This window comes from Variovorax sp. 01T432, assembly GCF_056398605.1.
This window is the reverse complement of the sequence record NZ_JBFTPS010000083.1, coordinates 1-23419: the sequence shown is the minus strand read 5'-3', so window position 1 is coordinate 23419 and position 23419 is coordinate 1. Positions and strand designations below refer to the sequence as shown.

Sequence of the window (23419 nt, the reverse complement as noted above, 5' to 3'; positions counted from 1 at the left end):
TGGTCACTGCCATTGACGAGTACGTCGCTCATCACAACAAAGAACCCAAGCCATTCATCTGGACCAAGAGCGCGCGCGACATCCTGCAAAAGGTCATTCGCGCCAATAGCCGCTTAAGTTCCAAACAGAATGCAACACTACACTAGCTGGAGATCAGATATCCGTATCGGCAGCTTCCGGAGTTTTACTTTTGCTCTTGGCGTCCTCAATCAGTCGCACACCAACCGCATCGGCATCCTTGGCAAATTGCATCAGCTTTTTCCGTTGCTTGGCGGAGACCAGCATACGGCTCGATCCAATATTGCCCAACTTACGAAAACCTGCGACGTCCTGGGCGGTGATTGACGCATCCCCCGTTTTGTCGCGCGCCGCGCTGGCAATCGTTTCATCGGACAGCCCAACCCTCTGCAGATCGTTCATGCGTACAAGATTGTCGGATAGCAGCTTTGCATTGACGATACTCATTTTTCTACCTCGGATCCGGCGATATTGCGTGGGGAGTTGTGTGTGTCAGTAGGCGGGACCATGCGGGCCAGCGCCATGTAAATATCATTCGTTGACGGCTTCGATGATCTTTTCTGCGACCTTGGTGACGACGACAACGACAACCGCTTTGAAAATGGCTTCGAACATGATGGCTTCTCCTTGAAGCTGAGTTAATCGAGACGTCACGATACGGCAGCGCAACTGGCGTGAAAATCGCGTCATCTAGCACCCGTTAACTTTTGCCTGTGCCTCTGGTAAGGGACGCAAACAGTTCGGTGGCTTCCGGCATCTTCCTCAGCCAGTTGGCGATGGTGACGTTCCGTTGCTTCGAGCTCTGGAATCGTCTCTGTGACTGCTGCGTCAGAAATTTTTCGACCTCCGCAGCAATGCCTCTTGCCGCTTCGGAAGGTGTCGCCCAACGCTCGCCGGCTTCCGCCTGTTCGCGAATCAGCCTCATCGCCTCGGCCTTCGCCTTCTCGTAGGTCCAGAACTGCACGTGATGCAGCATCTGGAGCGTCCATGGAGGTCGAAGTCACGCACCCTTTCCATCCGTGGAAGGGTCGGCGCCTGGTGCTTGCCACTCGCAAGCAGAACTGGGGCGAGGACCGCGTCATGTTCTTCGACGCCCATGGGCAGGTGCGCTCAGTGCCGGCAGGGTGGACCGATGCGGATCCGCCGGACGCTCGAACGGAGGCTTCAGCCGGGCGGTCGTTCTTCCGCGCGGACGACCTGTTGACGCTCGTGGCGTTGCTCGACGAGATCAAGAGTCGCCACCCCAGCAGGCGCCGGCGTGTCAAGTAAATTGTGCCGTATGTGTAAACGCTTCTATGCCGCACTTGGCATTGCCAGTAGGCGTTTGTTTAACTCAATTTCATGTTCCTTCTCGCATTTATCGGGCAAGAGAGGGTGCATCCATCTTGACATCTCACGTAGTGCGGCATATTATCCTTTACGCGACAAGCACCACTTCGACCATGCCCAAGCCTGCCAACAAGCTCGACCGATTGCGCGAGGCGGGGATCCTCAACGCGCAGCCCCAACGGGTTCAGGCCGATTGGTTCCACACCGGCGGATTCTTCGATGCCAACGACCTGGTGCAGGTCAAGTACGAGATGCTTCGTCATGCGCGGCAAGACGGCGTCACCAAGGCCGAGGCGGCCAGCTTGTTCGGCCTGTCGCGCCCGACCTTCTACCAGGCCGAGGCCGCGTTCGAACGCGAAGGCGTGGCGGGCTTGCTGCCGCAGCCGCGTGGGCCGAAGTCAGCCCACAAGCTCACCCCCGAGGTGATGGGCGTGATCGAGTCGCACCACAGCGGTGGCGGACCAATGCACGCCCGCGAGATGGCCAAGCTGGTGCACACCCAGCTGGGTGTCAAGGTGCACCCGCGCAGCATCGAGCGGGCAATCGCTCGCAAAAAAAAACGCTGACACCTTCTTCGACGAACACCTCGTCGAGTTTGCCCAGCGATACGGCTGCGGCCTACGAGTGCATTCGCGCCGATGTGGTGGCCGGCCGAGGCCGTCCAGATGCTCTGGGCGCAATCATCTTCCACGGCATGTGGCATGGCTTGCGGGTGCTGCACGACACCTCCCCCACCTCGTCACCTTCAGTGATCGTGCCGCCGACATCGGCGGCGGCACCCACCGGCACGCTCGATCGCCAGCTCGTGCGCCTGCTGGCCGACATGGTGCTGGCGACCCAATTGGAGGTACATCATGCCCACTGACTCTGCCCTGAAGGTCGACGCCGATCATTTGCGCCGCGATGCATTCCTGTACGTGCGGCAATCCTCATTGCGCCAGGTGTTCGAGAACACCGAGAGCACCAAGCGCCAATACGCGTTGCGTGAGCGTGCGGTGGCATTGGGCTGGCCCCTGGAGCGTGTGCACGTCATCGACAGCGACCTGGGCTTGTCCGGCGCACAGGCGAGCGATCGCGATGGCTTCCAGAGCCTGGTCACCGAGGTTGCGCTCGGCCACGCCGGCATCGTGCTGGGGCTTGAGGTCTCCCGCCTTGCGCGCAACAACGCCGACTGGCACCGCCTGCTCGAGCTTGCAGCCATGTCACGCACCCTCATCCTCGACGAGGACGGGATCTACGATCCGTCTCACTTCAACGACCGCCTTCTGCTGGGTCTGAAGGGCACGATGAGCGAAGCTGAATTGCACATCCTGAAGTCGCGCCTGCAAGGCGGCATCCTGAACAAGGCGCGCCGTGGCGAGTTGGAGATGCCGTTGCCGATCGGGTTGGTGTACGACGGCGCTGGTCGCGTTGTTCTCGACCCTGACCGTCAGGTCCAGGACACGGTTCGGCTGCTGTTCGAGGTGTTCAATGACGTCGGCTCTGCCTGCGCCGCGGTGCGGCGTCTGCGTGCCCAGGAGGTGCTGTTCCCGCGACGCATCCGTCGAGGGATCGGCAAGGGTGACCTGCTGTGGGGTCTGATCGACGTCTCGCGCGTCTTGCAGATCCTGCACAACCCGCGCTACGCGGGTGCCTTCGTCTACGGCCGCTCGCGTATCGCTTGCAACGCGCAGTTGCGTCCGGTGCAGCGAGACGTGAAGCAGCAGGACTGGAAGGTGCTGATCCGCGACGCCCATGCGGGTTACATCGACTGGCAGCAATTCGAACGCAATCAGCTCAGGCTGCGGCAGAACCTGGGCTTCGCCCCCGGCGAGAGGGGGCGCATGCCGCGCGAGGGCAATGCCTTGCTGCAGGGGCGCGCGCTGTGCGGCAGGTGTGGTGCACGCATGCGGGTGCACTACGAGCCCCTCGGGGGACAGCTGCGTGCGTACTACCGGTGCTACGACGAGGTCGTGCGCAGAGCCGGCAAGCCGTGCCAAGCGGTTCACGGACCGGCGGTCGACGCGGCGGTTGGTGCGTTGCTGCTGGAGACGGTGGCACCGGCGGCAATCGAGGTCGCACTGGCCGTGCAGGACGAGATCGCGCAGCGCATCGAGCAGGCTGCGGCACGGCGCCAGGCACAGTTGCAGCGCGCGCGCTACGAGGCCGAGTTGGCCCGCCGCCGGTACGCCAAGGTGGATCCGGACAACCGCTTGGTGGCCGATGCGCTCGAGGCGGACTGGAACCAGCGCCTGCGCGAACTCGACACCTTGCAGCAACAGGACGAACACCAGCGACACGAGGATGAGGCTCAGCTCGACGAAACAGCGCGCAAGCGCATCGTCGACCTGGCACGCGACTTCCCCCGTGTCTGGAACGACGCCCGCACCTGTGCGTTAGAACGCAAGCGCATGCTGGCATTGATGATCGAGGACGTGACGCTGGTGGCCGGGCCAAGCATCGCAGTGCACGTACGCTGGCGCGGCGGGCGAACGCAAAGCCTTTGCGTTGACAAGCCGCGGCCCATCGCGCAGATCCGCAAGACATTGCCAGAAGTGGTCGCCCTCATCGACGAATTGCTCGAAACATCGACCGACAAGCAGATCGCTGCAAAGCTCAACGAGCAGGGCTACCGCAATTGGCAAGGGCAGTCGTTCACGATGAAGAAGGTTATCGTGGTGCGATACGCCTACGCACTCAAGAGCCGCTTCGAGCGGCTGCGCGAGCGCGGCATGCTCACTGGCGAAGAGGTTGCCAAGCACCTCGGTGCATCCTCGACGACCGTCCACCAACTCGGCCGGCTTGGCATACTCAAGCGCCACCTGTACGGCAACAACCATCGATGCTTGTACGAACCGCCCGGCAACGTCACACTCGTTAAAGGCGCCGGCAGCCGATACGGCGGTCGGCCCCCACGCCTTATTGCCGCTCAACTATCCGAACAAGGTGCAGTATGAAGTCCACGCCTTGTCCCAGGGATCGGCATTGACCGACGCACTCAGGCGCGCATTTGTGCTCAGTGCGTCCTTGGCCACAGCAGCCCGCAAGAGCTCGACTTGGGCACTGGACGTCGCGCCGGTCTTGGCCATGCCCAGGTAGAGGTACGCATCCATCAGGTAGGACCTCGCCAGTGGCTCCTCTTGCAGGGCGTCAGCTGCCTGGACCTGGATGCAATAGGCGCAGGAAATCTGGATCAGGTGCGCCAGACCGAATTTGCCTTCGCTCTGGCTTTTCAGGAAGCCCACCATCGCGTCGCCGCCTGCTTCCTGCCTGCGAATCGGATGGTAGATCTTCTGCATGAATACGGCCCCGTCCGACTCGGGTGAGCAGACCAGGAATACATGAAGCAACTCTTCGAGGGCCAGCGCGCACAGATATTGCGGGGTCCATTGCTCACGCGGGCCGCTTGCGTGTGGCCTCAGCATGAAGGCCCCCGCTTCTTGTCCAGATATATCGCAATGTCGCCGCGGCGCGATTTCAGGCGATCGGAGATCGTCTGGACATACCGTTTCTCCGAGATGCCCGGCATTTCACGTGAGGCAAAGGGCCAGAGCTCTGCTTGGATGGAAACGGCCATCTTGCGCTCAGTGGACCACCGTTGTCCCCGTTCGCCATGGATCCTGACCAGCTTCACGGCCTCGTCCTCGATCCGCTGCCAGCCAGCGTTTCTGGCCTTGCCGCCTTTGCTTCTGGTTTCCGCGATGGCCGCCTTGGCCGTCGCCTGCTGCACCTCCGGCCAAGCCTGCTCGAGCGATTTCGCGTACAAGGCGGCGCCTGCGTAGTAGGCCGCCTCGGCCAGATACGTCCAGGCTGCATTCTGGCGGTCGGCGTGGTGTTCTCTTCTGGCCTGGGCGCAATAGGCAGTCGCGACGCCGATGAGGCTCTCCCTCTTCATCTGCGCGGCGTCCCGATGACTTTGCACCCATTCGTCGGCATCCACCTTCTGAGCCACCATCGCTTGAAGCAATGCTTCAAGTGCGCCGGGCGCCTGCTCCGGCATCAGATACAAGGAAGCCGATTTCACCTGCTCCATCACGTTGCCGAAGTGGTAGGTGAAATCCCTTTGCTCGCGAGGTGTCTTTGGCTGCATCGTGGATGCTGAGTCAACACGGAATATGGGTTGCCTGTGCGGAGCGGCGTCCTGGAAGGCCGGCATGGCGTCAGGGTCTTTGCGGCAGATCAGGAGCTGGCCCAGCCATTGACTCCGTATCCCTGGTCCGACTGGAACGCGAAGACCATGGAGTCCAGCACGGCGAGGTTCGGGATGTCGCTCCGCCTGTCCTGTACGCGAAGCAGCGCACGCCGCAGGATGTCCTCGATGGCCAGGTAGCGTGAGCGCTGGGCGAGGTCCGTGGATCTGAAATCAACCCGCCCTGCGAAGAAGCCCCGCCAGCGCGAGTCGAGCGGAACCAGGTTGTGGGCCAAGCCGCAGTTGACGAGGACGTTCCTGATCTGTTTATGGCCGATGCCATAGAGCGGGCCGGGATCGATGGAGGCGCTGAACGCCGCGGATTGTGCGAGATCGCGGTCGCTCGCGCGGCCCGCGGCGAGTTCCACGAAGACGCCGAGCCCCGAGACATTGCCATAACCACTGGCTAGCCGGTCGTCTTCGCCCCTCGCTGCAATGAATGCTTCTCGCGCGGAGCAGATCAGTGCCATTTTCTTCGTCGCCATACGGCGCAAGCCGGCCCGCGACAGTTCGTTGGCGACCCAGCTTTGGTCGCTGCGATGCAGCAGCACCAACGCCAAGTCCAGAATGGGCGAAGTGCCGCGTGCGAAGTTGCCCAACGGGGTATCGGGGTCGCTTTTCTCCTGGCTTGAGAAGCCGCAGACGATGAATTCGCGCCATAACTCGGAGAAGGCGCTGACCGGGCGGGCGATTCGCTCGCTCCGAAGCTGAGCAAATGGCACGGCATCGGCAGGCGGCAACGCCTTGATGAGCTCTGCAACCTCATTCACCGTTTGTTCGGGCGCCGGTTGCGTGTAGCCCTTGGCGGTTGATGGCGGGCCCGCCAATCTCGGCCTTCCGAGTTGCGCGAGCAAGGATTCGCAGCGCTCAACGACATCGGTTGCACCTCGTGCCCGCGCGTTGTCGCGCAGGTTCACGGTTTCAGCCTTGGTCAAGCGGGAGATGCGATCGATTGGCCAATGGTCGTAAGGGTTCGCGTCGGGCATGGGCTCGCTTGGATTCTCAAGATGGTCAGCTTGATTTGCGGGGGGTGCTCAGTAATGGGCGTCCCTACCGCGATCCAATGGAGCACTAGTGTAGTGCGCCTCTCGGATGTGTACTTATCTCGTGATCCGTGCGAGCGCAGCCTTGGCTCGCGTGACCTTGGCCAGGATGTCGCTCGCATCAACTTCATGAAACTGCTTATCTTCTCCGACCTCCACGCCGAATTCGAGACCTTCGAGGTGCCGAACGACTTGGAATACGACGTGGCCATCCTGGCGGGGGACATTGTCGCGCCCGGTCGTGTGGCGGCCCGTTGGCTGCGCAACCCGGCTCGTTTCGGAAACAAGCCGATCGTGCAGGTCGCCGGCAATCATGAGTACTACGGCTCCGTACTCGACCAGGAACAGTCGCGTAGCAGCGCCTCCGATCGCGGCAGGAAGCAGAAGTCCGTGCCGTCGTTGGACACTGGCGATGGACGACAGCAGGATCGCTCCCTTGATGTTGATCAGGCCCTTCGCGGGCTGGCACACCGGCTGCGGCATGTCGTAGCTACACGACTGCGAAAAATTCTTGGTCATGGCCCAGGCGGTCGACATCGAGCCTCGCGAGTAGCCGGCCAGCAACATCGGGATCTCGATGGACCTGCGCCCCGCCAGCAGTTGGCCGGCAGCCACCCTGCCCTCGAGCAGGCGGCCGCCAGGCATCAGCACCCGCAGGCCCCCACCGCTGTCGAGTTGAGCCAGCAGGCGGAATACGTCCTCGCCCTGCTCCAGCGTGTTGGTGTCGCTGAAGCCGCCGGAGATGCCTTCGCCTCGCCGGTCGTAGGCCAACACGTCGAAGCCGGCCTGATTGAGCACCTGCAGATTCTCGCGATACCAGCGCTGGCCCATCGTCTCGGTGGTGGCATTCGGGAACTTGATGTCCACCGCCTGGCCGGTCGCCGGATCAATGCGGTAGGGCTTTTCGTCCGGATGCTGGATCGCGGTGAGCTGCCCGCTGCCGCCAGGGGCGAAGACCACCAGCGCACGCATGCGGCCGCCCTTCCGTCGCTTCGGCTAGCTTTCAGCGCCCTGCGCGTTTTTCCATGGTTATCCCTAGGAGGCGGCCACCGGTGGCTCGAAGGCGCGGATCGGCGGCAGTGCGCCGTCGTAGCGTTCCACTTGCACCGTGCTGAGCTGTCCCGCGCAACCTTGCGCCAGCGACGAGGTGCCGACATCGCGCGTCAGCACGTTGGGGTTGCCATGCGCGCACATCGGGCGGTCCTGCTCGTCCGTCACCGGGTCGTACCAGGCGCCGGTGGGCAGTTGCACCACATCCTCGCGCATGTCCGCCGACAGGCGCGCGCTGGCCAGGCAGGCGCCGATCTCGTTGAAGAGCCGCACGATGTCTCCCTCCTTGATGCCGCGCGCAGCCGCCGCGGCCGGGTGCAAGGTGCAGACCTCCCGTCCGTGACGCTTGCTGGCCTGGCTGTGCGCACCGAAGTCGAGCTGGCTGTGCAGCTTGGTGTGCGGCTGGTTGGCGATCAGCCATAGCGGGTGCTCCGCGGTCGGCGCGAACTTGGGCGCAAGCCATGCTGGGTGTCCCGGGCAGTCGGCATAGCCGAAGGCGGAAACGGTCGGCGAACTGATCTGCACCTTGCCACTCGGTGTGGGCAGCGGCGCGCCATCGGGGTCGCGTCGGAAGGCGCGCAGCATGCCGCCGTCGTCGTCGCTCTGGGGCAGCATGAGTTCGCCGCGCTGCCAGAAGGTCTCGAAGTCCGGTGCTTCCAGGCCCAGCCTCTCGAGTCCGGCGCGAGTGCGCTCATAGAGGTGGGCCAGCCATTCGCGCGTCGTGCGGCCTTCGCTGAAGGCTTCGAGCCCGCCGAGGCGCTCGGCCAGATCACAGAAGATGTCGTAGTCGTCGCGGCTCAACCCGTGAGGCTCGGCGATGCGGCGCATGGCCACCACCATGGGATCGGTGGGTGTGGCGCCGATGTCCTCGCGCTCCAGCGTCATGGTGCAGGGGAGCACGATGTCGGCATGGCGCGCGGTGGCGGTCCAGGCGATCTCGTGCACGACGAAGGTGTCGAGCGTGCGGAAGGCCTCGGCCAGGCGGGTCAGGTTCTGGTGGTGGTGAAACGGGTTGCCGCCCGCCCAGTAGGCCAGGCGGATGTGCGGATAGGTTCGGCGCTGGCCGTTGTAGTCGAAGGCTTGGCCGGGGTTGAGCAGCATGTCGCTGATGCGCGCGACCGGGATGAACTCCTTCACGCCATTGGTACCCTGGGGCAGCGCGGCCGCCGGCACGGCGTTGTTGCGCTTGCCGTAGTGCGCGAGCGTGCCGAGCGCATAGTTGTAGCCGCCGCCCGGCAGCCCCAACTGGCCCAGCACGGCGGCCAGCACCGCGCCCATCCAGACGGGCTGCTCACCGTGCTCGGCGCGCTGCAGCGAGTGCGAGACGACCACCAGCGAGCGCTTGCCGACGAGCGAACGGGCCAGGTCGCTGAGCTGCCGCGCCGGCAGGCCGCAGATCGGGGCGGCCCACATGCAGCTCTTGGCGACGCCGTCGCTGCGGCCCATCAGGTAGTCCTCGAACGTGGTCCAGCCCTCACAGTAGCGGGCGATGAAATCGCGGTCGTGCGCGCCGTCGCTGACGATCTGGTGGACCAGGGCGAGCATCATCGCCGTGTCGGAATTGGGCGTGACGGAGAGCCATTCGAATCGCGCCTCCTCGGGCAGGTCGCTCCTGAGCGGGCTGATGGAGACGAAGCGGCAGCCACGCGCCGCGGCATCGCGCATGGAATCGCGCTCGATGTGGCGGCTGATGCCGCCCGAGGCCACGCGCGAGTTCTTCAGCGCCATGCCGCCGAAGGCCAACACCACATCGGTTTGCTCGACGATCTGCTCCCAGGTCACGTTGCGGCGAGCGACCTCTTCCATCGAGCCCAGGACGTGCGGCAGCATCGGACCCGAGGCACCGGCACTGTAGCTGTTGACCGAGCGCACGTAGCCGCCGAGCGTGGTGTTGAGGAAGCGATGCACCTGGCTCTGCGCATGGTGGAAACGCCCCGCGCTCGACCAGCCGTACGAGCCGCCGAAGACGGCGCCGGCACCGTGCCGCTCCTTCACGCGCCGCAATTCCCTGGCCAGCAGGTCCAGCACCTCGTTCCAAGGCATGGCGACATACGCGTCCTGGCCGCGCATCGGGTCCGGCCCCGGACCGCGCTCCAGCCAGCCCTTGCGCACCATGGGCGTTGTCACGCGTGCCTTGTGGCGCAGCGCGTCGGGAAAGTTGTCGATCAGCGGGTTCGGGTCCGGATCGTCCGGATGCGGCTTCACCGCGAGCGTGCGACCGTCCCACGCGGCGGAGAAGACGCCCCAGTGGGAGCTGTGCGGGAGGAACAGGGGCTTGTGGGTGGGCATGGCGTCACTCGGCAGACGAAGGAATGGGAGGCCGGGATGGGTGCTTCCTACTCGGCGTTCAACCGGCCGCGCCGCATCCCGTGCCCCGGTGGCGGGCCCGCGGCACGCTCATTCGGCCTGGATGCCGGCCTTGGTGATCAGAGCGCCCCACTTGGCGCGCTCGGTCGCCATCAGCTTGCGGAACTGCTCCGGCGTGCTCGATGTCGCCTCCATGCCGGCGCCTTCGAGGCGCTGGCGGGTATCCGGCTGGGCCATCACCTTCACCAGCCCGGCATTGAGCTTGGCGATGACCTCAGGCGGCGTGCCCGCCGGCGCCACCAGGCCGTACCAGTTCATGACGTCGTAGCCCGGCACGCCCGATTCCGCCATCGTCGGCACTTCCGGAAAGAGGCGCGAGCGCTTGGCTGTCGTGACGGCCAGCACGCGCAGCTTGCCGCCGTCGATCTGCGACTTGGCCGAAGGATCGGAGAAGGTGATCGGCACCATGCCGCCCATCACGTCGGTCAGCGCGGGCGCGGTGCCCTTGTACGGCACATGCGCCATCCGCAGGCCGGCCATGGCGTTGAACTGCTCGGCCGCGATCTGTCCGATAGTGCCGATGCCGCCGGAGGCGTAGTTCAGCTGCGCGCCCGGGGCCTTGGCGGCGGCGATCAGGCCGGCGACGTTCTTGTAGGGCGTGTCCATGCCGGTGACGAGCAGGTTGGGCATGGTCACCAGCACGCTGATGGCCGAGAAGTCCTTCGCGGCGTCATAGTTGAGCTTGCGCAGGCCCGGCCAGATGGTGAAGGAGCCGGGCGTTGCGATATAGAGGGTGTAGCCGTCGGCGGGCGACTTGGCGACCGTTTCCGTGGCCAGGAGCCCGCCCGCGCCGGGACGGTTCTCGACGATGACATTGCCGCCGATCTCCTGGGCCAGTTTGGCAGAAACGACACGCGCCAGCACATCGGCGCCGCCCCCGGGAGGAAAACCCACGACGATGCGCACGGGCCTCGAGGGATCGGGCCAGCCGGCCGCCTGCGCCGGCAGGAGGATGGCCGCGGCGACGGCTGCGGCGCAAGCCCGTGCGGCGAACAGGCGGCGCGGGAAGGGATTCGATGCGGTGATCATGGGAAACTCCTCGGGTGCCGCGCGAAGCGGCGAAGGGCAGGGCAATGGAAATCGGGGGCGCGCTGCCGCGAGGCAGTCGCGAGGAATGCGGCCGCGAGCGCCGGCCATGGCTCATCGGGCCGGCGTGGTCCGCTCGCTCCATTCCCAGGCGACGAACGCGAGCCGCTCGCCGGTGTGCACCACCGGGTCGCTGCGCAGGCCGATCAGGATGCCGTCGCGGGTGAAGGGGGCGACCGTCGTCTGGCTGCCATCCAGGCCCAGCAAGTCGCCGATGGATTCGCCCGCGCGCACCAGCTCGCCGGCCTTGACGCGCGGCACGAAGAGGCCGCCCTCGTCGGCGGTGATCCAGCCGCGTCGGCTCACGGTGCGCAGCGTGCCGGGGCCGGGCGCCGCCGAGCCGTCGACGATGCCCATCTGCCGTGCCAGGCCGAGAAAGCCCTGCTCGGCCTGGGCCACGTTGTCGGGCTGCAGCCGGCTGCCGGCGCCGAGTTCGAGCATGAAGGCGCAGATGCCGGCGGCCAGGCATTGATAGTCGAGCGCGCCCGCGATGTTGCCTGGCAGCTCGCCTTGACCGCCGACGTCCTGCCGACAGGCCAGCACGGGAAGGAAGGGCGCCATGGCGGCCAACACGTCGGCTTCGGTGACGCTGCTGGCCGGGTGGACCTTGTAGACGGTGTAGGGCGGCGCATCGAAGAGCGGATTCATCGTGTGCAGGTTGATCAGCACGTCGGCGACGCCGCGAACCTCGCTGAACAGCGCGTGGGCGACCCGCTCGGTCACCAGGCCGCTCGGATTGCCCGGATAACTCTGGTCGAGGTCCAGCTCGTCGTAGGGGTTGCGCTTGCGGCGGGCGTCGAGCGCCTGCGGATTGCCTGTCGGAGTGACGACCACGTTGCCGGACATGCGCCCGGCATCCAGCCCGCGCACGAAGCGCAGGGCCGCGACGATGCCGTTGATCTCGTCGCCGTGAACCTGGCCGTGCAGCCACAGCGTGCGTCCAGGGCTGCCGCCGCGCACCGCGACATAGGGCAGGGTGACCGCCGCGCCCGATGCCATCGAGCCCACGCGCAGGGAACCGGAACCGCGTGCCGCACGCGTATCGGAAGCGAGCCATTGACCGATCGATCCCATGGACCATGCACCTTCAGGAAGGCCAGTGCACCGGCCGTGAGACGGCATTCGGTGCTGCTGGCTGTTGAGGAGAAAAGCTACGTTCCAGGCATGGTAGGCCGGGTACCGGGTGTGCTTCCAATTAGATTGCGGCGATAAAACATAAGCAGATGTGATGCTTGCGCGGGCCGCCAGATCATGGTGCGCGAATGCACCGCATCAGCCCTGCCGCGTCGATTCGGTGCGCAGCAGGTGCATGTGGCTCTTCAGCGTCTCGAAGACCTGCCGCGTGACCGGGTTGACCACGTGGCTGCGCACGTACAGGTGGTAGACGAGGTCGGGCAGGCGCGGCATGCCGTCGCTCAGGCCCAGGACCCGCAGCCCGGCATCGAGCTGCTCGACGCCGCGCGCGGTCACGCCCAGCCCGGCGCGAAGGGCGGCCTTGATGCCGATCAGGCTGGAGGAGGTGTAGCGCGGCGTCCATGGCACGCTTGCCTCGTCGAGTGCCTCGTGGCCGATGCGCCGGAAGATGCTGGGGCCGTCGGCGACGATCAGCGGTATCGGCTGGTCCCGCTGGTGGATGTAGCTGGCGCTGCACAGCCACACGGTGGGCGAGGTGCGCAGCACAACGCCCTCGAGTTCGGGGTCGGCGCGATTGGAGATCGCCATGTCGAGTTCCCCGCGCTTGAGGGACTCCATGAGGAAGGGGCTGCGGCCGACATGGATGTCGAGCTGCAGCAGCGGCGAAGTGCGCGCCACCTCGGTCAGCAGGGGCGGCAGCATGGTGTCGGCCACGTCGTGCGGCGCGCCGATGCGCAACATGCCCTCGAGCTGGCCCTGCGTGAGGCTGCGCAGCGCCTCGTCGTTGATCGCCAGCAGATGGCGGGCATAGGTCAGGAGGCGCTGGCCATGGTCGGTCAGCCGTTTCTGCCGCCCCTGTTTCTCGAACAGCGGGTGGCCGATCTGTTCTTCCAGGCGCTGCATCTGCTGCGTCACCGCCGACTGCGTTCGGCCCAGGTGGACCGCGGCGGCGGCGAAGCTGTCATGCGAGACGATGGCTGCGAGCGAGCGCAGCAGTTCCAGATCCAGGGTATGCATCCATTAATTTTATTGATGTATTTCCTGTGCGACCTGCATTGTCGGAACGCGCCGCGCTCACTACATTGACCCCAGCAAGAACATCAGGAGCAATGCCCGTGAACACCCTTTCCGAACTGCGCCGCGAAGCCGTCGAATCGTCCATCCAGGGCATGAAACAGGCCATGGGCGATGGCGAGCCCGAGCCCGAGAAGATCGCAGCGGTCCTTGAAATCCTGAAGGGCCTGGCGGCATCGAAGGCGATGTGGCAGGGCGACGATTACCCGGCGCCGCAGGAGGGCGAACATCAGGCGCGCTACTTGATCGCCGAAGACCCCGACCAGAGCTATGCGCTCTACCTCAACGTGATGCGGCCGGGCAAGCGCATCGTGCCGCACAACCACACGACATGGGCCTGCATCGCCGGGGTCGAGGGTACCGAGCACAACCGGCTGTACGAGCGCCTGGACGACGGTAGCGTGGCCGGCGTCGCCAGGCTGCGCGAGACGGGGTGCGTGGTGGTCGCGCCCGGCACCGGCATCGCGCTGATGCCCGAGGACATCCACTCGGTGGAGATCCAGGGCGAGCAGGTCATCCGCCACCTGCACATGTACGGCCGTGCGCTGGAAACGCTGACCCGGCGCACCGGCTACGACCTGGACAAGGGCACCTGTCAGACCATGGGCATCGGCGTGCAGACACGCCGCTAGCCCGCGCCGCGGTGCCCGAGCGGCGCCGTTCGCGCACTTCCCTGCCTTTCGATGCGCCTTGCCGATGGCCGCCCTCGTGCGTCCAGGCAGGGGCGCCCGCACGCGGCGGCCCCCGCTCCATCTTCGGATCTCTCCTTCATGACCCAGTACATCGACCCTCAGACCCTGAAATCCTGGCTGCACGACGGCGCGGAGGTTGCGCTGCTCGACGTGCGCGAACACGGCCAGTACGGCGAGTCGCACCTGTTCTATGCGGTCCCGCTCCCCTACAGCCGGCTCGAACTGGAGGCGCCCCGGCTGCTGCCGCGCCGCGGAGTCCGGGCCGTGGTGTATGACGCCGGCCCGGGCGCCGGGGACGTGGCCCACCGCGCCGCCGCGCGACTCGCGGCCCTGGGCTACGGCGATGTCTCCGTCCTGCGGGGCGGGGCGCGCGCCTGGGAGGAGGCCGGCTTCGCGCTCTTCGCGGGGGTCAACCTGCCGTCCAAGACCTTCGGCGAACTGGCCGAACAGGTCTATCACACGCCCCGGGTCAGCCCGGACCGGCTCGCCGCCATGCTGGCGCGCGGCGAGCCGGTGGTGGTGCTCGACGGCCGGCCGGTGGCCGAGTTCCGCAAGATGAACATCCCCGGCGCGACCTGCTGCCCCAACGGCGAACTGGCCTACCGGGTGCGCCGGCTGGTGCCGGATGCGTCCACCCCCATCGTCATCAACTGTGCCGGGCGCACCCGCAGCATCATCGGCGCGCAGACGCTGATCAACCTCGGTCTGCCCAACCCGGTCTATGCCCTGGAAAACGGCACCCAGGGCTGGTTCCTGGCGGACCATGCGCTCGAACACGGCGGCAGCCGGCGCTATGCGGACGACTCCGGCAACGTCGAGCTGCGGGCGGCCGCCGAGGCATTGGCCCGGCGCTTCGAGGTTCCCGTCGTGCCGGCGGCGACGGTCCTGGACTGGGCCGCCGACACGGGCCGCACGCTGTTCCTCTGCGACGTGCGCACCGCCGAGGAATTCGCCGCCGGCAGCCTGCCGGGCGCACAGCACGCGCCCGGCGGACAGTTGATGCAGGCCAGCGACCAGTTCGTGGGCGTGCGCAATGCGCGCCTGGTGCTGTTCGACGACGATGGCGTGCGCGCCCCCACGGTCGCGAGCTGGATGCGCCAGATGGGGCACGACGCCTGTGTCTTGGCCGAGGGTCTTGCGAGCGGGCTCGTGCTGCCGCCGGTGGACATGCCGGTGCCGCCCGTGCTGGCCACCCTCGGCGCCGCGGCGCTGGCCGAGCGGCTGGCACGTGAAGACGTGGCGCTGGTCGACCTGCGGCCGGGCATGCAGTTCCGCGCCGGTTGCATCCCGCAGGCGCGCTGGGCGATCCGGCCGCGTCTGGCCGCCACGCTGGCGGAAGTGATGCGGGGCGTGGCCCGCCAGGTGGTGCTGGTCGCGGACGAACCCGCCGTCGCGGCCTGGGCGGTCGCCTCCGAATGGCCGGCCGAGCTGCCGGCGCCGCTGCTGATCGAGGGCGGGATGGCCGCCTGGCGCGCCGCTGGCCTGCCGGTGGTCGCCAGCCCCGAGGTGCCGTCCGATGCGGAGTGCATCGACTATCTGTTCTTCGTGCATGACCGGCACGACGGCAACAAGGAGGCGGCGCGCCGCTACCTGGCCTGGGAAACCGGCCTGGTGGCCCGACTCGACGCGCAGGAACTGGCGGCCTTCCGACTGCCGCCCGCGCCCGCCCCGGTGGCGCGGGCCGCGGCCTAGTCCGGGCCGCGCCCCACCGATCCCTGTTCGCGTTCGTCCGTCGTCCGTTTTTCTTTCAGGAGTCCCGCCATGGCATTCGCCCTTCGTTCCCGCAGACTCGCCCGCCTTGCCGTCACCCTCGTCTGCGTGGCCGCGTTCGTCCCCCTGCATGCCGCGGCCGAGCCGCTGCCCACGCGCAACGGCTTTCCCAGCCAGCCGATCCGGTTCCTGTCGCCTTTTCCGCCCGGCGGCGGCAACGATGCCACCACCCGCTTCGTCACGACGCGGCTGATCGAGGCGACCGGCCAGCCTGGCGTGGTGGAGAACCGCGGCGGTGCCGGCGGCAACCTCGGCGCCAAGGCGGCGGCCGATGCCAGGCCCGATGGCTATACCGTGCTGACGGCCCAGGTCTCCCTGATGGCGGTCAACCCGACACTCTATGGCTCGGCCGGTTTCGACCCGCTGAAGGATTTTGTGCCGATCACCCAGATCAACGCGGCGCCCCTGGCGCTGGTGGTGCGTGCCGAATCGCCGATCAAGACCTTCGCCGACCTGGCCGCGCGCGCAAAGTCGCATCCGGGCGTGGTGACCTATGCGTCGCCGGGCAACGGCACGCTGTCGCATCTGGTCGGCGTGGTGCTGCAGAAGGACAGCGGGCTGGAGATGACGCACGTGCCCTACAAGGGCGCGGGCCCTGCCATCAACGACCTGCTCGGCGGCCAGGTCGACGTGCTGGTGACTTCGACCTCCTCGGTCGCGGGCATGCTGCAGGCCGGCAAGATGCGCGCCCTGGCGGTGACCAGCCCGCGCCGCATCGGCGTCTTCGCCAATGTGCCGACGCTGGAAGAGCTGGGCTACCGCAACGCCCGTTTCGAGGACTGGTACGGATTCTTCGCGCCTGCCGGCACACCGCCGGAGCGGGTGGCCTACCTCCATGACGCCATCGTGCGCACGCTGCGCCTGCCCTCCGTCGTCAAGTTGATTACCGACGGCGGCAGCGAGGTGGTGGCCAACTCGCCGGAACTCTTCGCCGCCCAGCTGCGCCAGGACATCGAGCGCTGGTCGCGTGTTGTCAAGCTCTCCGGCGCCAAGGCGGACTGACGCCGCCTCGTATTCTTCGGGCCTCACGCCCTTCCCGCCGCAACCCACAGCCATACCATGCCGACTCCGCATCCGACGCCCTCCGACCTGTCCTGGCAGACCCGCCTGTTGCATGCGGGCAAGGTCCCCGCCTTTGTCGGCGGCACGGCGGTGAATCCGCCGCTGGTGCGGGCCAGCACCGTGCTGTTCGACAGCGTCGCGCAACAGCGCGAGATGCGCGCGCGCCGTGGCGGCGAGCGCCTCTTCACCTACGGCGCGCGGGGAACGCCGACCACATTCGCGCTGGAGGATGCGGTCAGCGAACTCGAAGGCGCCTACCGCACGCGGCTGTTCCCCACCGGGCTGGCGGCCATCGGCATGACGCTGCTGAGCTACCTGAAGCCGGGCGACCATGTGCTGATGTCCGACAGCGTCTACGAGCCGACGCGCAACCTCGTTCATTCCTTCCTGGCGCCCTATGGCATCGCTTGCACCTTCTTCGCCCCCGATGGCGCCGATGTGGAGGCAGGCATCCGGCCCACCACCCGGCTGGTGTACGCGGAATGCCCGGGATCGCTGGTCTACGAGATGTGCGATCTGCCTCGCCTGGGGGACATCGCCCATGCGCACGGGGCACTGCTCGCGGCCGACAACACATGGGGCTCGGGCTGCCAATACCGGCCGTTGGCGCTGGGCGCGGACATCTCGGTCATGGCGGCCACCAAGTACCTGTCGGGCCATTCGGACGTGATGATGGGCAGCGTCGCCACCACGCGCGCGGCCTGGAAGCCGCTGGCCGAGCGCAGCGACGCCTTCGGCATGACGGTGAGCCCCGACGATGCATGGCTGGTGCTGCGCGGCATGCGCACCCTGTCGGCGCGGCTGTCGATGCACGAGCGGCATGCGCTGGAGATCGCGCACTGGCTGCAATCGCGTCCGGAGGTCGCCACCGTGTTCTGCCCCGCACTACCGAACCACCCGGGCCATGCGCTCTGGAAGCGGGACTGCCGTGGCACCAACGGGCTGGTGTCCTTCGAGTTGCGGCCGCGCATCGATGCGGCCGCGTCCGAGCGGCTGGTCAATGGGCTCTCCCTGTTCGGCCTCGGCGCCTCCTGGGGAGGCTTCGAGAGCCTGGTCGCGCTGGCCGACATGCGCAGGGCGCGCAGCGTGACCGACTGGGCCGGGCGCGGCCAGGTGGTGCGGCTGCATGTCGGGCTGGAAGAACCGGCCGATCTTCTGGCGGACCTCGATCGCGGGTTCGCCGCGCTGGCCGCCGAAGACTGATCCCCGCGGCCTCGGACAGCCGCGGGATGCTTTCAGACCGCGGAGGCCGTGACAGCACTGCCGCTGGCGGTACCCGGCAGGGGCGGCGCCGTGACGATCGACCTGAGGTCGGGCACCGCTACCCGCGGCGCGGACAGGTCAGGGCGCGGACGGCGGAGTTCGCCATGGTCTGCGAATGCGCTCTCCATCGCATGGGCCGCGCCCAGCACCTGATGATCCGCCCTGAACCCACCCACGATCTGCAATCCGAAGGGCATCCCCGCGTGATCGAGGCCGCATGGCAGCGAGAGCGCCGGATGCGTCACCAGCGTGACGACGTATGTCAGCGCAAGCCAGCGGTAGTAATTGGCCTGCTTCTCGCCATTGATCGTGTCCGCATAGAGCTGGGTCCATGGAAACGGCGACACCGGCGTCGTCGGTGAAAGGACCAGGTCGTAGTCCGCGAAGGTGGATTGGAACCGCTTGATCAGCCGCGTCTGCTCGGCCTGCGCCCATGCGCTGTCGAGCAGGCTCATGCGCGCGCCCATCTCATAGTTCACGCGGGAGTCGGGGCCCAGACTGCCCGGATCGCGCTGGTACGCCGCGTGCATGCCCGCCACGAAGGACTCCGCGCGCAGGACATCGAAGCAGCGGTGGGCCTCGCCGAGATCGAGCTCTACCTCGTCGCAGCGCCTGAACAGATGTCGCATGGCGTCGATCTTCCGGCGAAAGGTGGCGCGGATCCCGTCGTCCACCGCGCAAATGCCGAAGTCCTCCGTCCACGCCACGCGAAGGCGGCTCAGGTCCACATCCGGGGGCTTGAGGAAGGACAGCGGGTTGAACGGGTAGCTCAGCGGGTCGCCCGCGTGCATCCCCGCGGACGCGGCCAGCTGCAGGCAGRCATCCTCAACCATGCGGCCCATCGGACCGACCACCGAGATCGGCGTCCAGCCCAGAAGCTTTCGCACGCTCGGCACGACGCCCGGCGACGGACGGAAGCCCACCACGCCGCACCTGGCGGCCGGTATTCGCAACGAGCCTCCGGTGTCCGAGCCCGTGCAGACCGGCGGCATGTCGCAGGCCAGGGCGGCCGCGGAGCCGCCGGACGAACCTCCGGCATTGAGATCGGGATTGAATGGGTTGCCCGTGGCGCCCCACACCTCGTTGCGCGAGTTGGCGCCGGCACCCATCTCGGGAACTTTGGTCTTGCCCACGACGATGGCCCCCGCCGATGGCGGCGGCCATGCGCAGGTTCGCGTACTCCACACGCTGTCGGTCGATGATGCTCCCCGGCTCGCTGAACTTGCAAATCCAGATGCCATTGTCCCGATCGCGCATGACCGCCTTCGCGCGCGCGCCGCCGATCGACCAGGAGCCCGCGAGCGGGCCCTGGAGCTCCTGGGGCATGGGAGTGGTCTGGAAGACGTTGTGAGCGGCCTGGTGCACGCGAAAGAGGTCTCCCTCGATCAGGGGCAGCGTGTCGAACCCGGGCAGATCCGAGCGCTTCAGATCCGGCCTGGTCGAGAAGAGGAGGGCGCCCACCCCGCTGCCGCGCCCCATTAGGAGCAGGGCAGACCCGGCCGGGCTCGTGATCTCCGTCTTGTGCCGCATGACTTGCCGGCCGCACATGTCGGGGCCCGCGTCGAACAGTACGCCCAGGCGCACGAACTTGTTGTCGGTCTCGACCCACTGGGGCGATGCGGTGAGGGGCAGATTGATGGGGTCGAGCGGAAAGCGGCGTGCTTCGTCCTCGAGCCATTCCGCCATGTAGCGGAACTTGGCCGAGAAGCCGCCAACCACCGTCGAGTCGAAGCGCATCTCGCCCACCGCATGCACGCCATCAGGACGGTCGATATGCACGAACAGGCGCGCGGGGACGGACTTGGCGTCCGCAGAGGGTGTGGAGTTGCGCATGGCTCGTCGATCAGGTGGGCAGGGTGAGGGTCGCCCGGGGCTTCGGCGTGCGGCCGCGCTCCCGCGTTGCGGCGGGTGCCTGCTTGTGGAGTTGGGCGAGCGCGGCCACCACGTCGACCCCATAGACCTCGAGCGCCATGATGAAGTCGCCGATGGCCACGCTGCCGGCGGGAACGCCAACGTCGCCGCCGCGAGCTGGCGCCGACGACTCCATTCGCTGGTATGTCCTGAGGCTCACACCGACCCGCTGTGCGGCCAGGGCTTGGGACTCACCGTGCTGCAGGCGTAGCGCGCGCAGCGTCTCGGCCAGCGCGATGACGGCAGTCTCGGCCTTGATCGATAGGGCAGGCATGGGTTCATAATACGTTTCGCCGCCAAGCGGGGCAATGAAAAAAATCATAGTGCACTGAAAGAAAACATGGCAAATGCCGGATACGAACTCGTTCGAACGTCCTTGAATCTCGCCGCCGTGCCTCCGGCGCGCCCCGCCATTGTTCGGCCGGTAACTCGCATCGAGGCTATCGAAGGCCACTTGGCGGTGCCGGCGCACGTGGCGCCGCAAACCGRGGACCCACTCACTCACCTGTTGTTTGCGCTGAAGCATGAGGGCGTCAACATGCAGATCCTCGCCCAGGCCCTGCCGAAGATCTCGGCCGAACGGATGTTGAAGGAGCTCAAGGATTCTCCAAATGGCCAATACATCCGGGCGGCCTGCTACCTATGGGAGTTGCACACCGGGGCCGTGCTCGAGGACAAGCCTGACATCGCCGGCGGCTACGTCGACCTTTTCGACCCTGAACGATACGTGACCGGGCCGGACAATCGCAACAGCAGATGGCGCCTGAACTTCAACGGCCTCGGTTCGCCGACGTACTGCGTCACGGTTGAGCGGTCACCAGCCGTCGAAGCAGGAATCAGGTCGGACATCCTGGGCCGCACCAAAGCGTTCATCGACAGCCTGGGCAAGGAGATGATGGATCGAGCGCTTTCGTGGGCATACCTGCACGAGACCGAGGACAGCTACGCAATCGAGCGGGAAGCGCCGTCAGAAGATAAGGCCAGCAAGTTCATCGCGCTGCTGAAGCAGGCCCATGAGGGGCGGCCGCTCTCCGAGGAATACCTGGTCGAGCTTCAGTCTTCTACGGTCAGTGGCGTCTTCGAGAAGGCTGTCCAGTTTCGCAACGAGCAGAACTGGTTGCGCAACGGCGGGAACAGGGGAGGGGCTTCAAGCGTCTCGTACGTTCCTCCGCCACCTGAGGTCGTGCCCCTGCTCATGGATGAGTGGATGGCGTTTGCGAACACTGCGCCGAAGCAGATTGACCCGATCGTGGCCGCGAGCATCGCGTCGTTCGGATTCGTTTACATCCACCCGTTCATGGACGGCAACGGCCGCTTGTCGCGATTCCTCTTCCACAAGGCCCTGTGCACGTCCGGCCGGCTCGAGAAGGGCGCGCTGTTGCCAGTGTCGGTCGCGATGAARCGCAATGAGCGCCAGTACCTGGAGACGCTGCAGGCGTTCTCAGTTCCCGCTCGCGAATTGGTCCAGGTAACGTCGGCGGGCGAAGGTCAGTTCTRTTTCGACTTCAAGGCGGACGAYACGATCTATCGGTATTGGGAYGCCACACCGGCTGTGGAATTTGGGTTTGCGATGGCCGAGCAGGCGCTCAATGTCGAACTTCGCCAAGAGACGCAATACCTCGCGCACTTCGATGCGATTCGGCGCGYGATCGACGARCGCTACGACGTTCGTGGCTCGCTGCTCGCAACTCTGGTTTCGATCGCGATGGATGGCGAAGGGACAATCTCGAACAACAAGCGCAAGCGCTTCGCGGCGAACCTTCCTGCAGAGGTGTTTGATGCGATTGAAGCCTTCCAGCCTTCCAGCCTTCCAGCCTTCCAGCCTTCCAGTAGGTCCTTGCCACGCAGTGACGCGGGCAGGATGGCCACGAGCCGGCCACTTGCCTGGATCAGGGTGGAGGCTTCGTGCAGGTGCGCCAACGCGCGCCCGTCCGCGAATGGCGGGTTCATGAGGCAACGGTCGTATCTGGTGCTGGTCGCGCGCTGCGCGGCCGCCCAGGCGATGAAATCGGYCTGATGTGCCAGGTAGCCGCGAGCTCGCAAGACCTCGCATCGCAGGTCGGAAATCTCGACGCAGGTCGTGCGCTCGGGAGGCAGCWGGCAGGCCAGCCCGCCCAGGCCGGCGCTCGGCTCCAGGAAGGTGTCGTCCGCGCCGGCGTCGAGCATGTCGAACGCCGCCTCGGCCACGGTCGTCGGCGTTGGGTAGAACTGGTGACTCGACGCGTCGGGCAGGAATCCGGAGATGAGCACCTTGTTGAGCACGCCGCGCGGATTGAAGTCGAAGGTGTAGTTGTTGTGCTTCGTCGGGGCGCCGCCGATCGCCTCCAGCACGCGCTCGGCTTCCTGGCGTGCATGTTTGCCCTCGTCCATACCGTAGGGTAGACAGACGGTCGAGCGGCCAGCTCCGGCCGAGGCGTCGACSTTGCAGCCATCCAGCAGGCGCAGCACTGCAAAGGGCAGTGGGCGCTCCATCAGCATGAAAGACTTGGGCTTCGATYTCGGACGAGCCCKGAACTTGGCCGGGATCGCCATGGGATACAGGCTCGCGAGCACGCCGTTCAGGCGATATGCAAGCTCGGGGTTRATCTCCAGGTGGGCCGTKCCAACGCCGCGGTAGATGCGGATGCGCAGCGYGCCGCCGTCGACGTCGCGCCATTCGCCCCAGRCGTGGCTCTCGGCAATGCGCCTGAGGATCTGCGCGGTCTCGTAGTGCTTCAGACCCGGACGCCCCATGAAGGTCGCGATGACCGAGCGCAGGTCGTTGATAACCCCGGCGCGGCTATGGTTCGGGTGGCCATAGCTGTCCAGCACGTAGGCAAGGATCATCCGTTTCGAGAACCCTTGGGGCTGGTTCGTCACGTGCACTCAGGACAGCCCGCGGAAGATCCCGTCCACGCGTTCGGTGAAGAAGCCGTGCCTCGAGGCGAGCAGGTCCGCGATCGTCGGCCGCACCGCCTCTTCGGTGAAYGGAACGGTCTTGCGCTCGGCGATGGCCTTGTTCCATTCGTCGCGGCRGGCCTGCRGCATGCAGTCGAGCACGTCGGTCAGGGCAAGGGCCTTTGACCAGTAAGTCGCGTCCAGCACCGCCGTTKCCGACTCCACGTTGGCAAGCGAGTCGATAGAGATGGGCCTCCCCCGTTCCTCGCTTGCTTCCAGGAAGTAGCCCATCGCGGCCGCGAATTCMTCGCCGCGCAGCGTCTCGCCGAGCCGCTCGATGTTGCGGCGCAGCGCCTGATGTTGGCCGAGAAGCCCGTCGAGCAGGTCACTGCTGACGGGGGCGAAGAAGGTTGCACTCTCGTCGACCAGCTCGGCTTCGGCGCGTTCGATGGCTTGTAGTTCTTGGGAGTTTCGGTTCATTGCGAACCAAGATACAGACCGGACCGCAAACGCGCTAGGTTGAACGGAGGTCGAGCGGAAGCGGAAGCGATCCCTCACCGTCTTGGCGCCGCATC

Annotated in this window: 21 protein-coding genes and 2 pseudogenes; 10 read left to right on the top strand and 13 right to left on the bottom strand. The window is 66.3% G+C overall.

What is annotated here, in order from left to right:
• Window positions 1-153: 153 nt before the first annotated feature.
• The 3 genes from AC1DNF_RS33610 to AC1DNF_RS33600 form a co-directional block, all read right to left on the bottom strand.
• Window positions 154-465: a hypothetical protein gene (locus AC1DNF_RS33610; RefSeq protein ID WP_478153021.1), complete on the bottom strand. Its 312-nt coding sequence runs from the start codon at window positions 463-465 to the stop codon at window positions 154-156.
• 84 nt (window positions 466-549) lie between these two features.
• The gene (locus tag AC1DNF_RS33605; protein ID WP_478153019.1) at window positions 550-708 is read right to left on the bottom strand and encodes a hypothetical protein; all 159 of its coding nucleotides are present in this window, start codon (window positions 706-708) and stop codon (window positions 550-552) included.
• A 10-nt stretch (window positions 709-718) separates the two neighbouring features.
• Window positions 719-994 (bottom strand): hypothetical protein, encoded by a 276-nt coding sequence (locus AC1DNF_RS33600; protein WP_478153017.1) that lies wholly within the window; start codon window positions 992-994, stop codon window positions 719-721.
• An 11-nt stretch (window positions 995-1005) separates the two neighbouring features.
• Here AC1DNF_RS33600 and AC1DNF_RS33595 point away from each other — a divergent pair, with 11 nt between their 5' ends.
• From AC1DNF_RS33595 to AC1DNF_RS33580, 4 genes are all read left to right on the top strand, one after another.
• Window positions 1006-1287 (top strand): DUF5372 family protein, encoded by a 282-nt coding sequence (locus AC1DNF_RS33595; protein ID WP_477925701.1) that lies wholly within the window; start codon window positions 1006-1008, stop codon window positions 1285-1287.
• Between the two features lie 173 nt (window positions 1288-1460).
• Window positions 1461-1913: a helix-turn-helix domain-containing protein gene (locus tag AC1DNF_RS33590; protein WP_478153015.1), complete on the top strand. Its 453-nt coding sequence runs from the start codon at window positions 1461-1463 to the stop codon at window positions 1911-1913.
• Between the two features lie 29 nt (window positions 1914-1942).
• Window positions 1943-2212: a hypothetical protein gene (locus AC1DNF_RS33585; protein WP_478153013.1), complete on the top strand. Its 270-nt coding sequence runs from the start codon at window positions 1943-1945 to the stop codon at window positions 2210-2212.
• On the top strand, window positions 2202-4283 hold the full coding sequence (locus AC1DNF_RS33580; RefSeq protein WP_478153011.1) for a recombinase family protein: 2082 nt from the start codon (window positions 2202-2204) through the stop codon (window positions 4281-4283). The genes AC1DNF_RS33585 and AC1DNF_RS33580 overlap by 11 nt, the downstream gene beginning before the upstream one ends.
• Here AC1DNF_RS33580 and AC1DNF_RS33575 read toward each other — a convergent pair.
• From AC1DNF_RS33575 to AC1DNF_RS33565, 3 genes are read right to left on the bottom strand one after another with little or no spacing between them, the layout of a single operon-like run.
• Window positions 4260-4751 (bottom strand): hypothetical protein, encoded by a 492-nt coding sequence (locus AC1DNF_RS33575; RefSeq protein ID WP_478153009.1) that lies wholly within the window; start codon window positions 4749-4751, stop codon window positions 4260-4262. The two genes, AC1DNF_RS33580 and AC1DNF_RS33575, sit on opposite strands and share 24 nt — an antisense overlap.
• Window positions 4745-5482 carry a hypothetical protein gene (locus tag AC1DNF_RS33570; RefSeq protein ID WP_478153007.1) on the bottom strand — a complete coding sequence of 246 codons (738 nt, stop codon included), beginning with the start codon at window positions 5480-5482 and terminating at the stop codon, window positions 4745-4747. Before AC1DNF_RS33570 ends, AC1DNF_RS33575 begins: the two co-directional genes overlap by 7 nt.
• A gap of 23 nt (window positions 5483-5505) precedes the next feature.
• Window positions 5506-6501 (bottom strand): hypothetical protein, encoded by a 996-nt coding sequence (locus AC1DNF_RS33565; protein ID WP_478153005.1) that lies wholly within the window; start codon window positions 6499-6501, stop codon window positions 5506-5508.
• Between AC1DNF_RS33565 and AC1DNF_RS33560 the strand changes: the two are divergent.
• Window positions 6475-6849, top strand: a pseudogene (locus tag AC1DNF_RS33560) (hypothetical protein); the annotation flags it as partial. The gene AC1DNF_RS33565 and the pseudogene AC1DNF_RS33560 sit on opposite strands and share 27 nt — an antisense overlap.
• A 744-nt stretch (window positions 6850-7593) precedes the next feature.
• Here the strand turns inward: AC1DNF_RS33560 and AC1DNF_RS33555 are convergent.
• The 4 genes from AC1DNF_RS33555 to AC1DNF_RS33540 form a co-directional block, all read right to left on the bottom strand.
• The gene (locus tag AC1DNF_RS33555) at window positions 7594-9897 is read right to left on the bottom strand and encodes a molybdopterin-dependent oxidoreductase (protein ID WP_478153003.1); all 2304 of its coding nucleotides are present in this window, start codon (window positions 9895-9897) and stop codon (window positions 7594-7596) included.
• Window positions 9898-10005: 108 nt separating this feature from the next.
• Window positions 10006-11001, bottom strand: a complete 996-nt coding sequence (locus AC1DNF_RS33550) for a tripartite tricarboxylate transporter substrate binding protein (protein WP_478153023.1) — start codon at window positions 10999-11001, stop codon at window positions 10006-10008.
• A 114-nt stretch (window positions 11002-11115) separates the two neighbouring features.
• Window positions 11116-12135, bottom strand: a complete 1020-nt coding sequence (locus AC1DNF_RS33545) for a M14 family metallopeptidase (protein WP_478153002.1) — start codon at window positions 12133-12135, stop codon at window positions 11116-11118.
• Between the two features lie 198 nt (window positions 12136-12333).
• Window positions 12334-13212, bottom strand: a complete 879-nt coding sequence (locus AC1DNF_RS33540) for a LysR substrate-binding domain-containing protein (protein WP_478153000.1) — start codon at window positions 13210-13212, stop codon at window positions 12334-12336.
• A 98-nt stretch (window positions 13213-13310) separates the two neighbouring features.
• On the opposite strand from AC1DNF_RS33540, the gene AC1DNF_RS33535 reads away from it, so the two are divergent.
• The 4 genes from AC1DNF_RS33535 to metC all read left to right on the top strand — a co-directional run bounded on the left by AC1DNF_RS33535 (window position 13311) and on the right by metC (window position 17996).
• A complete protein-coding gene (locus AC1DNF_RS33535; protein WP_478152998.1) occupies window positions 13311-13901 on the top strand; it encodes a cysteine dioxygenase family protein in 591 nt (196 codons plus the stop codon).
• Window positions 13902-14039: 138 nt separating this feature from the next.
• Window positions 14040-15653, top strand: coding sequence for a rhodanese-like domain-containing protein (locus AC1DNF_RS33530; protein ID WP_478152996.1), 1614 nt, complete (start codon window positions 14040-14042; stop codon window positions 15651-15653).
• Window positions 15654-15722: 69 nt separating this feature from the next.
• The gene (locus AC1DNF_RS33525; protein ID WP_478152994.1) at window positions 15723-16733 is read left to right on the top strand and encodes a Bug family tripartite tricarboxylate transporter substrate binding protein; all 1011 of its coding nucleotides are present in this window, start codon (window positions 15723-15725) and stop codon (window positions 16731-16733) included.
• Window positions 16734-16790: 57 nt separating this feature from the next.
• Window positions 16791-17996, top strand: a complete 1206-nt coding sequence (gene metC / locus AC1DNF_RS33520; protein ID WP_478152992.1) for a cystathionine beta-lyase — start codon at window positions 16791-16793, stop codon at window positions 17994-17996.
• A gap of 32 nt (window positions 17997-18028) precedes the next feature.
• Here metC and AC1DNF_RS33515 read toward each other — a convergent pair.
• Both AC1DNF_RS33515 and AC1DNF_RS33510 read right to left on the bottom strand, forming a co-directional pair.
• Window positions 18029-19204: pseudogene (locus AC1DNF_RS33515) on the bottom strand (amidase); the annotation flags it as partial.
• Between the two features lie 695 nt (window positions 19205-19899).
• Window positions 19900-20241: a hypothetical protein gene (locus AC1DNF_RS33510; protein ID WP_478152991.1), complete on the bottom strand. Its 342-nt coding sequence runs from the start codon at window positions 20239-20241 to the stop codon at window positions 19900-19902.
• A 102-nt stretch (window positions 20242-20343) separates the two neighbouring features.
• On the opposite strand from AC1DNF_RS33510, the gene AC1DNF_RS33505 reads away from it, so the two are divergent.
• Window positions 20344-21984 carry a Fic family protein gene (locus AC1DNF_RS33505; RefSeq protein WP_478152987.1) on the top strand — a complete coding sequence of 547 codons (1641 nt, stop codon included), beginning with the start codon at window positions 20344-20346 and terminating at the stop codon, window positions 21982-21984.
• An 848-nt stretch (window positions 21985-22832) separates the two neighbouring features.
• Here the strand turns inward: AC1DNF_RS33505 and AC1DNF_RS33500 are convergent.
• Window positions 22833-23419, bottom strand: a 587-nt coding sequence (locus AC1DNF_RS33500) for a DUF4942 domain-containing protein (protein ID WP_478152985.1), incomplete at its 5' end; no start/stop codon positions are given.

What these genes read in the sequence shown, in the direction of transcription:
- AC1DNF_RS33540 (WP_478153000.1), bottom strand. Translation starts at nt 13,212, where the DNA reads ATGCATACCCTGGATCTGGAACTGCTGCGCTCGCTCGCAGCCATCGTC.
- AC1DNF_RS33605 (WP_478153019.1), bottom strand. Translation starts at nt 708, where the DNA reads ATGACGCGATTTTCACGCCAGTTGCGCTGCCGTATCGTGACGTCTCGA.
- AC1DNF_RS33525 (WP_478152994.1), top strand. Translation starts at nt 15,723, where the DNA reads ATGGCATTCGCCCTTCGTTCCCGCAGACTCGCCCGCCTTGCCGTCACC.
- AC1DNF_RS33545 (WP_478153002.1), bottom strand. Translation starts at nt 12,135, where the DNA reads ATGGGATCGATCGGTCAATGGCTCGCTTCCGATACGCGTGCGGCACGC.
- AC1DNF_RS33600 (WP_478153017.1), bottom strand. Translation starts at nt 994, where the DNA reads ATGCTGCATCACGTGCAGTTCTGGACCTACGAGAAGGCGAAGGCCGAG.
- AC1DNF_RS33510 (WP_478152991.1), bottom strand. Translation starts at nt 20,241, where the DNA reads ATGCCTGCCCTATCGATCAAGGCCGAGACTGCCGTCATCGCGCTGGCC.
- AC1DNF_RS33595 (WP_477925701.1), top strand. Translation starts at nt 1,006, where the DNA reads ATGGAGGTCGAAGTCACGCACCCTTTCCATCCGTGGAAGGGTCGGCGC.
- AC1DNF_RS33555 (WP_478153003.1), bottom strand. Translation starts at nt 9,897, where the DNA reads ATGCCCACCCACAAGCCCCTGTTCCTCCCGCACAGCTCCCACTGGGGC.
- metC (WP_478152992.1), top strand. Translation starts at nt 16,791, where the DNA reads ATGCCGACTCCGCATCCGACGCCCTCCGACCTGTCCTGGCAGACCCGC.
- AC1DNF_RS33580 (WP_478153011.1), top strand. Translation starts at nt 2,202, where the DNA reads ATGCCCACTGACTCTGCCCTGAAGGTCGACGCCGATCATTTGCGCCGC.
- AC1DNF_RS33590 (WP_478153015.1), top strand. Translation starts at nt 1,461, where the DNA reads ATGCCCAAGCCTGCCAACAAGCTCGACCGATTGCGCGAGGCGGGGATC.
- AC1DNF_RS33610 (WP_478153021.1), bottom strand. Translation starts at nt 465, where the DNA reads ATGAGTATCGTCAATGCAAAGCTGCTATCCGACAATCTTGTACGCATG.
- AC1DNF_RS33530 (WP_478152996.1), top strand. Translation starts at nt 14,040, where the DNA reads ATGACCCAGTACATCGACCCTCAGACCCTGAAATCCTGGCTGCACGAC.
- AC1DNF_RS33565 (WP_478153005.1), bottom strand. Translation starts at nt 6,501, where the DNA reads ATGCCCGACGCGAACCCTTACGACCATTGGCCAATCGATCGCATCTCC.
- AC1DNF_RS33570 (WP_478153007.1), bottom strand. Translation starts at nt 5,482, where the DNA reads ATGCCGGCCTTCCAGGACGCCGCTCCGCACAGGCAACCCATATTCCGT.
- AC1DNF_RS33575 (WP_478153009.1), bottom strand. Translation starts at nt 4,751, where the DNA reads ATGCTGAGGCCACACGCAAGCGGCCCGCGTGAGCAATGGACCCCGCAA.